Below are 14,661 nucleotides of genomic sequence, written 5' to 3' on the forward strand. Positions count from 1 at the left end.
CTCCGAGGAAATACTCGGAACTGGCCGGTCTATCAACGCAACATGTAATCAACTATCCGCACCTCGCCGATAGGCAAGCGTTTCGTCGCGAAGCGGAGCAAGCCGGGTCTCTTCGAGCGTGTCACGGTAGAACATATTGTAGGTATCGAAGGGGATAAGCCGCTGACCGTCGGGATGCGCGATATGGATGCAGGTCTTTTTGATAGAGCGTAGATCGAAGGTTTGTGCGTCGATGAACTGAACGATGAGGACGCGGAAGAGGTTATCGTAACCAAGATTTTTGGGGGCAAGTACCTGAGGCAGACAGCAGAGAAGTTCGCGTAGGGTACTGGCTTGCGACTGCGGGGAGTGGTTGGTGGAGAAGAGTTTAAATATCTGGTTGCGGAGGTTGGGATTCTGCTCGATGCTGGCTCGGACCGCAGGGTCTTGCTCGTAGATGATCGTATTACGGCCGCCATTGATCAGCACGTCGGGCGAGACGAGGCCAGTAAGAGGTACGACTTTTCCGGCGAGCTTCATGGCGTAGCCCATGGCCAGCGAGTCAGGATGGCGGGGGACTGGGATGAGGTCTTCGGGTTTGAACGTTGCAGTCTGAGAGAGGATGCGGCGGCGAACCTCCGAGAGGGTAAGTCGGTGAGTTGCAGAGTCATAGTTCCCTAGGCGGCCAGCTTGTTGAACAGGCTGGAAGGTCACGCCCCGAACGCAGGGTTGTTGCAATGCGAACTCGACGATGGAGCCTAATTCATCGTCATTGACGCCGCGCTCCACGGTCACTACAAGAGTTGTCGAGATGTTCAGCTTGTTGAGTCGCTCAAGGGCCTTCTCTCTGACGCTGCGCAGGTCCGCCCCACGCAGCTGCATAAGAGGTTCGCGGCGGAGAGAATCGAACTGAAGGTACAGCTCGAACTTCGGCATGTACGTGGCAACGCGCTGGGCGAAGGCTTCGTCCTGTGCGATGCGGATGCCGTTTGTATTGACCATAAGATGACGGATGGGACGGCTTTTGGCGGCGTCCAGTATGTCGAAGAACTGCGGATGAATCGTGGGTTCACCGCCGGAGATCTGAACGATGTCGGGTTCGGCTTCGTTACTGACGATACAGTCGAGCATGCGTTCGATCTCGTCGAGCGCTTTGTACTCGGTTCGGTGAGTGCCGGACTGGGCATAGCAGATGGGGCAGGTGAGATTGCAGGCGTCGCAGATCTCGAGCAGTGACAGGCACGAGTGTTGCTCATGATCAGGACAGAGCCCGCAGTCATAGGGGCACCCATATTTGACGGGAGTGTTGTAGCGATCGGGCATCTCCGGCGGCTTGATAAAGACCTCTCGGCAACGGCGATAGTAGTCCACGTCGTCAGAGAGGAGGACACGCTCGAAGCCGTGCTCCGGGCAGCGTTTGAGCATGTAGACATTGTCTTCTTCGAAGACGATCTTGGCGTCGATGCGGCGATAGCAGGTGGTACAGATGGAAACGGCGGTGTCGTAAAAGAGGTAAGGGCGAACGCGAGCGGACATAGGTATCCTTAGCTTCGAACTGAGCGGATAAGAGCGATGATTCCCACCACTATGAGGCCGAGTACACAGGCGGCCTCGATGATTACGGAAGCCCAAATGAAGAATGGCGCTATATTCTCGCTGGCGCTCATTCCTACGGTAGCGCTGACACTGCACAGACCAAACGCAATGCCAAAGACTACAGCAAATATCGTAGCGAGCTTAGCCAGGCTTATAGAGTCGCGCGGTGGATCCTGTGATGATGGTGGCATGTTCATTAAGAGTCCTCGGGTTCGAGACGGAAGGCTTTCGCCAAGCCAGTTTTGGGGTGCCATGACGTGCTCATGACTTACCGTTACCAACGGAGTTCGATATTGCCTCGACGATCGCTACCAAAATTCCTACTAAGAAGAGGATGGCGGAAAGAAGAAAGCCAAATCCCCCGAGCGTATCGATACCGCTCGGGGCTCCGTCGTGGACGTTTCGACCCAGGTAGAAGCCTAACTGACAGAGCCCGAAGAAGAGTGTCAGGCCGACTGCACCCACAGCCACCATCTTCAGCCCCAGGTTCCGTCGGAATCGTTTCACCGGGGACTCAGTAGGTTCACTCATTAGGCACCTCGGGTTGCTTTTTTCGCGATTGGGCAAGATCGCTAGCAGGGAGCGACTGGAATGTCATCTCACCGTTGCGACTCCAATTGAATTCGCCGAAAGCGAGGACCACAAGTCCGCCAAGGCAGCTCCACTGAATCAGATTGAGGCCGAGGACGAGCGGTTGCGGCTTGATGAAGTCGATCAGGAACCGCCACGAAAGATAGGCAGCGAGGAAGAGGCGGAAGGTTGACCCTTCGGGATGTATGCGTTGGTTGTAGCGATGAAGGATGAGAGCAAGAACAAGGAGAAAGACAATCTCATAAACTTGTGTTGGGTGGCGGGGGATGCCATCGCCAAAGTCGATTGCCCACGGAAGAGAGGTTGGAGTGCCGTACGTGTCATCGGCGAGGCCGGCGAGAAAGCAGCCGATCCGCCCGATTGCGATGCCGAGGCAAAGCGGCACCGCAAAGAGATCGCCAGTACGAGACTGAATACCTCGTAAGCGTTTGATCAACTCAACTGCAAGCCAGCCGCCGAGCAGGCCCCCAACGATAGTCTTCCCGCCCGGCAGCAAAAGCGATCTCCATGTGAGATGAAGCCTGGGTGCCTGTTCGAAAAGTCCCAGGACGCGACTACCGAGAAGTGCACCGACTGCCGCTGCCGCGATGATGAGCCAACGCTTGTCATCATCAAGAACGTCACCCGAATGACTTCGGTTTTGCCTGTAAACGGCGTAGCCAAGTGTATAGGCGAGCGTTTCGAAGATCGTATGCAGCTCAGGATGAGAACCGAGTGTCACGTCGGCCAGTTTACCCGCAAAAATAGACAAACCGGTCATTGCCCAAATGGTATGGTGTGTCGCGTTCCAAAACGGGAAACCCGAAAAATAAATCCGGAAATCGTGGCGCATTTTTCGAGCCCCAAAAAGTGACTGCTAAAACACCACGTCTACCACGCAATCCACCACGATTACACCACCAAAACACCACGCAGAAACGCCCGTTTTCGCCAAAAACCCAGCAAAAACGGGCGTACTACCACGTCAAAAAAGTTACTGCAACAAAGTGCCTTCTTCAGGCTGCGTCTTCGCCTCTTCGGGAGGAATGACGACAGCGGCGGCCACCTTATCCTGATCCTCCAGGTCCAGCAGCTTCACCCCCTGCGTACTACGCCCGGCGGCCCTAACACTCTTCGTATCAATGCGAATGATCTTCCCAAACTGGCTGATCACCATCATCTCCGTCGTGTCATCCACCAGCTGAATGCTGGTAACCTTGCCGATCTTGGGAGTGGTCTTCATGTTGATAACCCCTTTACCACCACGCGATTGCAGGCGATATTGATCAACATCGGTCCGCTTGCCAAACCCGTTCTCACTCACCGTAAGCACCAGGCAAGGCGTCAAACCCAGCTGTTTATCCAGCTTTTCAAGCTTTGCCGCAACCTCCGCCGAAGCCACCGGTGCCGCAAGTTCCCCAGGCTCAGCAAGTTCCAGCGGCTGCGCCTCAGACGACTCCGTAGCCTCATCAATCGCCGCCTCCACCTGATCCGTAAGCCCTTTCTGTGCAGCACGTTCCAGCCGTTGCCGGTTGCGCGCCTCGTTTGAAGGCGTCACCGCCGCCCCAATTACATAGTCGCCCTTCTTCAGCGTAATCCCGCGATTTCCCGTAGCCGGCCGCCCCATCGGGCGTAAGTCCTGCTCATTGAAGCGGATAGCCATCCCATCATGCGTAGCGATAAAGATCACCTGCTGCCCATCCGTGATCCGCGCAATGATCAGCTCATCATCCTTCTCAATATTGATAGCGATAATCCCACGCGCCATCACATTCGAGAAGTCCTTCAGCGCCGTCTTCTTCACCGTTCCGTTGCGCGTCGCAAACAGGATGTACTTGTTCTCTTCCTCAAGATCCTTCACCGGAAGAATCGTAACCACCTTCTCCCCAGGCTGCAGCGCTACCAGCGAAGCCATCGCTTTGCCCTTGCCGGCCGCACCAACATCGGGAACCTCATACACTTTAAGCCAATAAACACGGCCTGTATTGGTGAAGCAAAGCAGATACGCATGAGTCGAATCGATGATGAGCTGCGCGACAAAATCTTCTTCGCGAGTCTTCATGCCAAGCCGCCCGGTACCGCCACGCCGCTGCTGCCGATAGATAGAGATAGGCGTCCGCTTCAGGTATCCCGTGTTCGAAACCGTAACCGCGACCTGCTCATCCGTAATCAGATCTTCAAGCTGCAGCTCCGCCGTCTCGTCGATGATCTGCGTACGCCGCGCATCACCATACTTATCGCGAATCTCGGTAAGTTCCTTGACGATCACCTTACGCAACTTCGCCGGCGAAGCCAGAATCGATTCGAACTCCGTGATGTTATCGCGAACCTCTGCAAGCTCCTTCAGCAGCTCATCGATAGAGAGCTGCGTAAGGCGATACAGCTGCAGTTCAAGGATCGCGTCAATCTGTTTGTACGAAAGAATCAACGTGCCCGTGGTCGAGAACGTCATATCGACGCCGTACTTCGCCGGGTCGAGCGTGACCCCGCGCAGCTCCGTACCACGCAAGTTGATGCGCTTATTGGAGAAATAAGAGAACAGATTCTCGCGAGCATCAGCGCGGCTCGAAGACTGACGAATAATCTTGATGACGTTGTCCAGATGATCGAGCGCAATCTGGTAACCAAGCAGAATATGTTCGCGGTCGCGCGCCTTCGTAAGCAGGAACGCAGTCCGTCGACGAACCACCTCCGTTCGGTGATCGAGGAACGCCCGAATGGCTTGGTCAAGCGGAAGCTCCTTCGGCTGTCCATTGTGGACGGCCAGGAAGATCATCGAGAACGACTCCTGCATCTGCGTGTGTTTGTGCAACTGATTCAGCACAATCTGGCTCTCAGCTCCACGTTTCAGCCCGATGACGATCCGCATTCCATCACGATCCGACTCATCACGAAATTCATCCCGTGAAATGTCAGTGATGACGCCTTCATTAACCAGCTCTGCAATGCGCTCGATAAGCTTCGACTTGTTGACCTGATAAGGAATCTCCGTAACGATGATCGCCTGACGCCCACCGGAGATGTTTTCAATGCTGCACTTGGCGCGCATCATGAATCGCCCGCGTCCAGTCCGATAAGCCTGCGGAATATTGGTCTTGCCGAAGAGATAGCCGCCAGTCGGAAAGTCCGGTCCGAGGACATGCTCGAGCACCAGATCCAGATCAGGCCGATGATCCTGCGGAGACTTCTGCAGCAGCGAGATACAGGCGTTCACGATCTCGGTCAGGTTGTGCGGCGGAATGTTCGTTGCCATGCCGACGGCGATGCCGGAGCTGCCGTTGACGATAAGGTTCGGAACCCTAGCCGGGAGCACGGTAGGCTCAAGCGACGACTCATCGTAGTTAGGAGAGAAGTCGACCGTGTCGTAGTCAATGTCCGCGAGCATCTCCCCAGCGAGGCGGGTGAGGCGCGACTCTGTGTAACGCATCGCAGCAGCGGAGTCGCCATCGACCGAGCCGAAGTTCCCCTGACCATCTACTAACAGATAGCGCAGAGAGAATGGCTGAGCGAGCCGGACCATGGTGTCGTAGATCGCCGAGTCGCCGTGGGGATGGTAGTTACCCATCACGTGCCCCACAACCTTGGCGGACTTCGTGTACTTCTTGTTGAACTGAAGACCCATCTCCTGCATGCCATAGAGGATGCGGCGGTGAACAGGCTTCAATCCGTCGCGAACATCCGGCAACGCGCGCCCGATGATGACCGACATGGAGTAGTCGAGGTACGACCTCCGCATCTCCTCTTCAATATTGATGGAGAGCATAAACGCAGCGCCGCGGCCCTGAACGGTCGAGCCGTCCGGAGGAGATCCAGCGGGGGGAGGGTTGTTGGAGTTCGCGTCCTGCGGGGAGGGTGCGTTGGGATTTTTAGGGTCTTGCGGAAACAAATCGTCAGCCATGTGTATTTCTATGATAAATGCTTGATTTGGTGGGGTAAAGCCGCCAGAGCATGCGGTTTTTCCTAAGCCAGAATGTGGTGAAGAAAAGGCGGGACTTAGGAGGAATCAAGGGCGGAAACAGAATTAGGAGGGACAAAAAAAGGGCAGCTCCTTTTGAAGAACTTCGCACAATATAGATAGCGATCTTTTCGCGGGCTAGCGACTCAGCATTAAGCGGCCAAGTAGAACTCGGCAACAAATTAAACGATCTAAGACTAACTTTGTCGCCTATTAACTTGATATCGGACTTATCACGTCGTATATTCAAGTCATCGCAGTTCAGCACTGGATTCACAAGCTTGATTGGGAGTTGGAGTGTTTGGCCAGATCCCCGCGGAGTATCTCTTGGCCGAGACCGCGAGGACCTGGAAGCTACAGCCGAGAGACTGCAGGTTCTCTACATTATAAGGTTCGATCTGCGGATCGTTCTACTTCGGCTCGAAACTCCATGACATATCAGTAGGCCCCTCAAGACTTCTCCGGAGATCACGTCATCACCGGGATTTTTGAGGATTAGCGGTCGACGGTGAGGTGCGCCTGTTTTTGCCCTCAGCCTTCGATCTGACAGGGAGAAGTGAAGATCGACGCTGTTCTCAAGGACAGAGAACGCGATCGCCCTCACGAGCACGGAGCTGTAATCGGAGATACGAAATGAAGCAGTCGACGCGTAAGACAATATCAGGGAAGAGAAAGAGCCGGGCAGGAATTGGTGGGAGTCGCGGATGGATCGCGGCAGGAACGCTCGCGGCTTATGCGGCGATGGGTGGCACGAAGGCGGCGATAGCCTCGGTCGAAACGATAGCGTCGGTCGAGAAGACAGATCCGGCAACCAGTGGAACGGCCGAAGCGACGTTGCCGCTGAAGAAGTTCGACATTCCCGCAGGCCCGCTCGATGCTGCGGTCAAGGCGTTTGAGAGAGTAACCGGCTTGACCGTGAAGATCGTGCTGTCGGCCGGAACGGTGGCCGGGTTCAACTCGCAGGGCGTCATGGGGCTCTATCGCGAAGATGAGGCGCTGCGCCTGCTGCTGGAAGGAACAGGCCTGAACTACCGTGTGGATGATGCCACGACAATGCTTGTCGGCGTTCAGGCGAAGGATACTGTATCTGTAACTGATTCGGTAACGAACTCCGTCTCACTCTCGAAGTTCACCGAGCCCTTAATCGACACGCCGCAGAGCGTCAGCGTGGTGCCGCAGTTCGTGCTCAAGGAGGAGGGCGTCTCCACTCTGCGCGACGCTCTGCGCAACGTACCAGGTATCAGCCTGGCGGCGGGCGAGGCAGGTGCACAGGGAGACAATCTGACCATCCGTGGCTTCACCGCACGCAACGATATCTTTCTCGACGGCATTCGCGACTTCGGAAGCTACTACCGCGACTCGTTCAACTACGAGCAGGTAGAGGCACTGGAGGGTCCCGCAGGCATCCAGTTCGGACGAGGTTCAACCGGCGGCGTCATCAACCAGGAGAGCAAAGTTCCGGGAGTGCAGCAGTTCGTGAACGTGCTGACGCAGTTCGGCACCGACAAGACGCGCAGGATCACGGCGGACATCAACGAGCCGGAGCTCGATGTACTGGGTGGCACGGCCTATCGCGTCAACGTTATGGGACAGGAGGGCGGAGTCGCTGGCCGGGACTACGCAGAGATACGAAGGTTCGGCATCGCGCCTTCCGTCTCAATAGGGCTGAACACGAAGACCCGCGCGACCCTGAGCTACCTGCACATGACCGAGAGCGACACGCCGGACTACGGGCTGCCGTGGTTCAACAACGCAGTCGCACCCGGGTCCATTCGGCATAGCTACTACGGCTTCCCCGATGAAAACTATCTCAAGACGAACGACGATATTCTGACATTGAAAGCCGAGCACGAATTCTCCCCTGACCTGAATCTGCATACCATCGCGCGTGCAGCAAACTATCCCCGCCAGGCCCAGATCACGGAACCGCAGATCTGTTCCAACGCTCCGGCCAGCGTCCCGGTTGGTGGATTCGTCTCGTCGTTGCCCACCTCGGCCGTGAACACAGCTCTGCCCTGCGCCTACACCGCCGCAAGCGATCCAAGCACGATCATCGTCAACCGAAATCAGATCCAGACTAAAAGCGTGGAAGGCGATCTGTGGGACCAGACCGAGGTCACAGCGCGCTTCAAAACCTTCGGCATAAAGCATGCCCTGGTAGCCGGAGTAGAAGGCGGTCAGGAGATCTCGAACCCCATTAGAACCAGCTACAACATCAACAAGATCAACACCGTGCCCACAGCGACTCTGATCGATCCAAATGCCCAGCAGCCCTTCGGAGGCACCGGTTACATCACCTCAATCGTGCATACCAAAGCAGAAAGTGTCGGGCTCTACTTTGTCGACACCATCAAGCTCGGACGTCTGTTCGAAGCGAGCGGCGGCGTCCGATGGGATAGGTTCGATACTGGTTACAATTTGTATCAGCCCACTCCTCCCGCAGGCGGAACCGTGACTGCGCCAGTCGCGCCCATCAGCCGCATCGACGAGCAGCCAAGCTACCGCGCAGCCTTCGTCTACAAGCCGTCGAGCCGCGGAAGCGTCTACTTCGACTACGGCACCAGCTTCAACCCCGCAGCCGAATCGTTGAGCTTGAGCATCGGCCTCGCGAACAGTTCAGCAGCCCCCGAGGAAAACGAAACCTACGAGGTCGGCGCAAAGTGGAGCTTCCTCAACGAGCGGCTCCTGGCCGAAGGCTCCTGGTTCAGAACCGAGAAGGATAACGCCCGCGAGACCGACCCCACAAACTCCAACAACATCGTCGCAGCGGGAAATCAGCTTGTGAAGGGCGTGCAGTTCTCTCTGGTCGGAAGGCTGCCCGAGGGAATGGATATCGTCGCCGGGTACGCCTATCTCGATAGCGAAGTCATCTTCTCAAAGTTCTTCCCAACCTCCGTCGGATTCCCGCTGGCCAACGTGCCCAAGCAGACCTTCAATCTCTTTGTGACCCATCGCCTGCCGCTGCGGCTGAACGTTGGATTAGGCGGAAACTACGTAGCCAGCCGCACCGCCAGCTCCACCGTCCCCTATGTCCCGACCGCCTACTCCGGCCCCATCAGCTATCTCACCGCAAGCGGCGCCCCCGCCGTTCACTACCAGGTACTCGCAACCGAGATGAAGCAGGTCCCCGGCTACTGGCTCTTCAACGCAATGGTGCGACGCCCCTTGACCGATCGCCTCGAGTTGCAGGCCAACGTCAACAACCTCCTCAATCGCTACTACATCGATCTCCCCCATCCCAGTCACCTGATTCCAGGCGCAGGAGCCAACGCGCAGATCGGCATCAACTTCAAGTTCTAAGAAACTATCCTGTCGGTCGGGAAGAGAAGTCGAATCCGACCAACGGGAGGACCACGCGAAGCGGTATACCCATCACGAAGTGATCGCCCGAATCGGGGCCCCCACGAACAGGTCTTCGTTCGTGGGGTGGCAAGCGCAGTGGGCCTGTCCGGCAGGACAGTGTTTGAAGATTTATTAATCCGAAGGAGCAACACCATGCTGATTACGATTCCCGATGTGTTGAGCGCAACTGAAGTAATGCAGGCAAGAGCGGCGCTCGACGCAGCCGACTGGGTCGACGGCAAGGTCACAGCCGGCTACCAGGCTCAGGGCGTAAAAGAAAACCTCCAACTCCCCGAGGGCCATCCCACATCCATCAAGTTAGGCGAGAGGGTTCTCACAGCCCTGGCCCGGTCGCCGCTCTTCATGTCGGCAGCCCTTCCCCTGCGTGTCTTTCCCCCGATGTTCAATCGCTACACCGGCGGTGGCCACTTCGGCACCCACGTCGACACCGCCATTCGCGCCAACGCCTCCACCGGACAGCGCATCAGAACAGACATCTCCGCAACGCTCTTTCTCTCCAGCCCCGAGGAGTACGACGGCGGCGACCTCTCCGTCGAGGACACCTACGGCGTTCACTCCGTCAAACTTCCCGCCGGCCACATGGTCCTCTATCCCGCGACCAGCCTGCACCGTGTCACCCCCGTCACCCGGGGGGCGCGCGTCGCCTCCTTCTTCTGGATACAGAGCATGATTCGCAGCGACGCCGACAGAACTCTCCTCTACGACCTCGACACCGCCATCCAGCGCCTGGCAGTCGAGACTCCCGGTAACTCAGCGGCCGTGCCCTTGACCGGGGTCTATCACAACCTATTGCGCCGCTGGGCCGAGATGTAGATATCCCACCCGATGAGATCCAACAGTCTTATTCAATACGTCTTATAGAGACGCGAGCGATTCTGGCAGGAGACGCAGGCCAAGCGTCGGCACAGGCGATGCGTCGGCACAGGCCCAAAGCCGATCTCAAGAATCTGATAGGCCGCGCAGGTAATTTAAAATTCTTCGGAACTATGTTCGAACTCTTGCGTACCTGTATATCAGGCGAAGGTCGAACAGATGATTGCGTCATAAAACGACTCTCGCAGGCGTCAGGGAATACTGTTTTTGGGATTGTGGACTAGCATTTCTATATTTTTTAGCGTTTTCCGCCGGGTTGTCTTCAAAAGGCAAAAAACAGCTCTCAAATTGGACAGATTCGGGGGAACGTTAGTCGATCTGTCAAAATAAATTTCCTTGCCGAAACTTTCATGAAACTCATTACGTCTATGGCCGAGCAATTATTTGAGACCTTGGTGAATTAGCTGATGCGGCTCATTGATTTTGTTTTTTGTAGCCGACTTGGCCTGAGTCTTGACGGGTGTTCCTCGTAAATGAGAGCCGGTCAATACTTGGTGAAAATCGATTCCAGCTTCGATGCGTTGGCCCCCAACGTGCTAATCCGTTTTCATGCGATCAACCAGGCTGTTTGGCACGCTTCTGGCGGCACTCTTTTTCTGTGCCATTGGTTCTCTCACCTCCATTTCTCCAATTGCTTACGCTCAGGAAACAACCGGCGGCCTGCAGGGAACGGTCAAAGACGCCTCTGGCGCAGTCATCGCAGGTGCAGTCGTCTCGGTTTCAACGCCCTCTCTTGCAGGCGGCAAAACTACCCAGACCGATAGCCACGGTAACTACCGGTTTACCAACCTGCCTCCGGGCACCTACGTCGTAACGGTGATGTTTAAAGGCTTCAGCGAGCTGAAGCGCGACGGGCTGGTGATTGAAGTGGGTCACCTTCCGAACCTCGACCTGACTCTGTCGGCGGGTGGTGAAAACACCATCGTTGAAGTAAGTTCGACGGCACCCGTGATCGATGTCACATCGACGACGACACAGACGAACATCACGTCTGACGCGATTGCGGATGTTCCGCATGGACGTTCGTTTCAGTCGGTGATTCAGTTTGCGCCATCGGCCCGCAACGAGCCTTTGCAGGGCAATACCGTATCTGGCAATGGAACTGGCGGCACGTCGCCGGGCAACGGCAGCAACGGCGGCTCGGTTGGTTATTCGGTCGCGGGTGGCGCTGACTCGGAGAACTCCTACCTGGTGGAAGGGCAGGAGACAGGCGACGTCATCGGAGGTTACTCGCACACGAATGTGCCTTTTGACTTCATCCAAGAGATGCAGGTGAAGACCTCAGGTGTAGAGTCCGAGTATCGCGGCTCGCTTGGCGGCACGGTGAACGTGATCATGAAGAAGGGCAGCAATAACTGGCATGGGTCGGTGTTGCTGCTGTTTGAGAACAGCGCGATGGACGGCTCGCCGGTGGCTTCCTCCCGGTACGATCCAACCTCTTCCACTACTACGCTTGCCAATGGAGCGATCCTGGATGCCGGGTATCAGCAATACCAACCGAAAAAGGACAGGATTTACGATTTCTCTCCCGGCTTCACGGTTGGCGGACCGATCTGGCGAGATCGCGTCTTCTTCTTCGCGTCGTTCAATCCTGAGTTTCGCAATGTAGGGCGCAAGGTGAACTTCTCTGGAGAGACTCTGCCGTTCAGCCAGAATACGCAGACGTATTACACGACTGCTCGAGTGGACGCGACGGTGACACAAAGACTACGGGTATTTGCTTCGTGGCTTTATCAGGGACAGCGGCAGGCGGGAGAGTCTTTACCGTTTGCTGATTCGGTCAACGGGCTCTTCAATGTAAGTTCGGCGAATGATCCAAGCGCCTACGCGCACTCGCTGGGGTACGCGGCGCCAAATATCACTACAAACTTTGGCGGTGATTACACGATCAATAAGAGCCTGGTGTCCACGACTCGCTTTGGATATTTCTTCCAGAACTATCACGATTTTGGGTATCCAACAGGTGGAAATGTCTACTACTTTGAAGCCGCGGGTACGCCGGCGAGCGGTGCGGTGGATGTGAACGGAAACCCTTTGCCGACAGGTCTACAGCAGACGTTGGGCTTTCAGTCGCAAGCTTATTCGACTAACTTCACCCACCACAATGCGGAGAAGCATACGCAGTTCGACCAGGCGTTTGCATGGTTCAAGAGCGGTTGGGGTGGGTCACACAGTTTCAAGTTCGGCTATCAGTTGAATCGTGAGTCCAACGATATCTTCCAGGGTTTCAACGCTCCGTTCGTCCAGGTTTGGCCGGGTCAGCCGTACTCCTTCGGGGGCACCCAGGGGAGCACTGCATGCGCTGCTCTGGTCGCTGCTAACGGTCCGCAGTATGGGGCTTATGGTTCCGACGGCAGTTTGACCGGCTGCCAAGGTCAGTACGGTTACGAGACGATTCAGGATGCGGGTACTGGTGGTAAAGCGACCAGCGTGAACCATGCTTTCTTTGCGCAGGATGCGTGGCAGATTGGGCACGGTCTCACGGTCAGCGGAGGCATTCGGCTTGAGAAGGAGTTCCTGCCGGCTGAGAACCAGCCAGTGGGCGGAATCAGTCATCCGATCAACTTTGGTTGGGGCGACAAGCTCGCTCCGCGCATTGGTGCGGCGTGGGATGTGTTCAAAGATGGGAAGATGAAGGTGTTCGGCGAGTATGGCGTCTTTAACGACGTTATGAAGTTGAACCTGGCGATCAGCTCCTTCGGCGGCGCTTACTGGAACAATTGCGCCTACGCGATGAGCAATCCTGACTACACGGCGCTGAGTGTAACTCCGGATGCCTCGGGTCGATATTGCCCGACGGCTGGGGGACCCGCGCTGGTTACCGGTGGAGCTCCGCCTTCCGGGTTCACGTTCCTGGAGAACCAAAACTTCCGCGCGAACCCGACGACCTGCTCCACGTGTACTGTGACGGAAGAGGGAACCGCTCCTGGGCTGAAGCCTTACAAGCAGCATGAGTCGGCATTCGGGGTTGACTACCAGCTTCGCAATAGTCTTGCTTTGGAGGTGCGTTGGGATCGCCGGCGCCTGGATCACGTGATCGAGGACTCGGCCCTGTTCAACGCAGCTACCGGGGGTGAGACGTTCGTGGTCGTCAATCCTGGGCAGGGTGTTGATGCGACGTTCAACAGCTTCTATAACTTCCTTTATGGCGTTCCGCCACCACCTTGCTCCGGGGATGGTTGCGCGCCTAACGGTACGATTCCAGCCGCCAGAAGCTATGACGGTGTGGAGTTCCGTTTGACCAAAAGCATCAGCCAGCACTGGTTCGGGATGTTCTCGTACACCTACAGCAACCTGCGTGGAAACTACTCGGGCCTTACGAGCAGCGATGTGGGTGATGGTGGTGGCGGCCGTAATGCCCCGAACAACAGCCGATCGTTTGACGAGCCATTCTTTCAGTGGAGTTCGCACGGAGTTTCTTCCAGCGGCCCGCTGCAGACCGATCGCCCGAATGTTGCCAAAGGATATGCCTACTATGACCTGCCTTGGGGCGGAAGCGGATGGCTTCACCGCAACACAACCGACATTGGAATCTTCCAGGTCCTCTATCAGGGATCTCCCGTGACCAGCTACTTGGATGTGGGATACGCCTTCCCCGGCGGGTTCCCAACGTTCATCGAAGGCCGCGGGAAGTGGGTTGATGTTGCGCAGGATCCAACGTCGGGAGCCATTACTACGGGGAATGCCTACTCCCGCCGGACGCCTGCCTACACGCAGTCCGACCTGAACTTCAAACACACCTACCACATCAAAGAGGCTCAGGCGTTGAGCTTTGATGCGACGTTCTCGAACGTTCTGAACCAACGTGCGGTAACGGCGTACAACTCGCAGATCGACACGAACTATACGCCAAGCTTCATCACGCCGAATGGTCAGAACTTCTATCACGCCGTGGGGCAGTCAGCATATGCAGCCTATATGCGTCCCTATGACTACAAGTCTCTCCTGACGACTGACAATGTCACCATCAACAGCCAGTACGGGAAGCCGTACCTGTTCCAATCAGCAAGGACTATTCGTCTGCAACTGCACTATACCTTCTAAAGGCAAGCGCATCGATCAGGGTGGCCCGCTAATTGCGGCTCGCCCCGATCAATGCAGCAAGTCATGGTTTAACATCAAAAGCCCGGTTCCGGCGAAATGCTGAGACCGGGCTATTTTCTTGGTGGAGATGCTGAACCACTCCGAAACGGGGGTCGGAAACATCGGCTACCTATTCAATGAACTAAAACAAAGACGATTTGGCTCGCCAATGCTCCGCCGGCGAATCACCCAACTCTCCGCCATCCATCGATCTGTTCCCGGCCCGACACTCCGCAGCAGTG

The 14,661-nt window shown here is 56.3% G+C and carries 7 protein-coding genes; 3 read left to right on the forward strand and 4 right to left on the reverse strand.

Going from position 1 to position 14,661, the window contains the following annotated elements:
• Positions 1-48 precede the first annotated feature (48 nt).
• The 4 genes from RBB75_RS09055 to gyrA form a co-directional block, all read right to left on the reverse strand.
• Positions 49-1,515, reverse strand: coding sequence for a radical SAM protein (locus RBB75_RS09055; RefSeq protein WP_353070241.1), 1,467 nt, complete (start codon positions 1,513-1,515; stop codon positions 49-51).
• 321 nt (positions 1,516-1,836) lie between these two features.
• Complete coding sequence (locus RBB75_RS09060; protein WP_353070242.1) at positions 1,837-2,106, reverse strand: hypothetical protein; 270 nt, start codon at positions 2,104-2,106, stop codon at positions 1,837-1,839.
• Entirely contained in the window at positions 2,099-2,998 is a 900-nt protein-coding gene (locus RBB75_RS09065; protein ID WP_353070243.1) for a prolipoprotein diacylglyceryl transferase, read from the reverse strand. The genes RBB75_RS09060 and RBB75_RS09065 overlap by 8 nt, the downstream gene beginning before the upstream one ends.
• Before the next feature lie 141 nt (positions 2,999-3,139).
• Positions 3,140-6,043: a DNA gyrase subunit A gene (gene gyrA / locus RBB75_RS09070; RefSeq protein WP_353070244.1), complete on the reverse strand. Its 2,904-nt coding sequence runs from the start codon at positions 6,041-6,043 to the stop codon at positions 3,140-3,142.
• Between the two features lie 690 nt (positions 6,044-6,733).
• Between gyrA and RBB75_RS09075 the strand changes: the two genes are divergently transcribed.
• The 3 genes from RBB75_RS09075 to RBB75_RS09085 all read left to right on the forward strand — a co-directional run bounded on the left by RBB75_RS09075 (position 6,734) and on the right by RBB75_RS09085 (position 14,380).
• A complete protein-coding gene (locus RBB75_RS09075) occupies positions 6,734-9,400 on the forward strand; it encodes a TonB-dependent receptor domain-containing protein (RefSeq protein WP_353070245.1) in 2,667 nt (888 codons plus the stop codon).
• A gap of 195 nt (positions 9,401-9,595) precedes the next feature.
• Complete coding sequence (locus RBB75_RS09080) at positions 9,596-10,276, forward strand: Fe2+-dependent dioxygenase (RefSeq protein ID WP_179640489.1); 681 nt, start codon at positions 9,596-9,598, stop codon at positions 10,274-10,276.
• Between the two features lie 609 nt (positions 10,277-10,885).
• The gene (locus RBB75_RS09085) at positions 10,886-14,380 is read left to right on the forward strand and encodes a TonB-dependent receptor (RefSeq protein ID WP_179640490.1); all 3,495 of its coding nucleotides are present in this window, start codon (positions 10,886-10,888) and stop codon (positions 14,378-14,380) included.
• The last annotated feature ends 281 nt before the right edge of the window (positions 14,381-14,661 follow it).

This window comes from Tunturibacter empetritectus (assembly GCF_040358985.1).
GTDB classification, from domain to species: domain Bacteria; phylum Acidobacteriota; class Terriglobia; order Terriglobales; family Acidobacteriaceae; genus Edaphobacter; species Edaphobacter empetritectus.

Excerpts from the sequence above, each read along its gene's own strand:
- RBB75_RS09055 (WP_353070241.1), bottom strand. The coding sequence starts at position 1,515 with ATGTCCGCTCGCGTTCGCCCTTACCTCTTTTACGACACCGCCGTTTCC.
- RBB75_RS09060 (WP_353070242.1), bottom strand. The coding sequence starts at position 2,106 with ATGAGTGAACCTACTGAGTCCCCGGTGAAACGATTCCGACGGAACCTG.
- RBB75_RS09065 (WP_353070243.1), bottom strand. The coding sequence starts at position 2,998 with ATGCGCCACGATTTCCGGATTTATTTTTCGGGTTTCCCGTTTTGGAAC.
- gyrA (WP_353070244.1), bottom strand. The coding sequence starts at position 6,043 with ATGGCTGACGATTTGTTTCCGCAAGACCCTAAAAATCCCAACGCACCC.
- RBB75_RS09075 (WP_353070245.1), top strand. The coding sequence starts at position 6,734 with ATGAAGCAGTCGACGCGTAAGACAATATCAGGGAAGAGAAAGAGCCGG.
- RBB75_RS09080 (WP_179640489.1), top strand. The coding sequence starts at position 9,596 with ATGCTGATTACGATTCCCGATGTGTTGAGCGCAACTGAAGTAATGCAG.
- RBB75_RS09085 (WP_179640490.1), top strand. The coding sequence starts at position 10,886 with ATGCGATCAACCAGGCTGTTTGGCACGCTTCTGGCGGCACTCTTTTTC.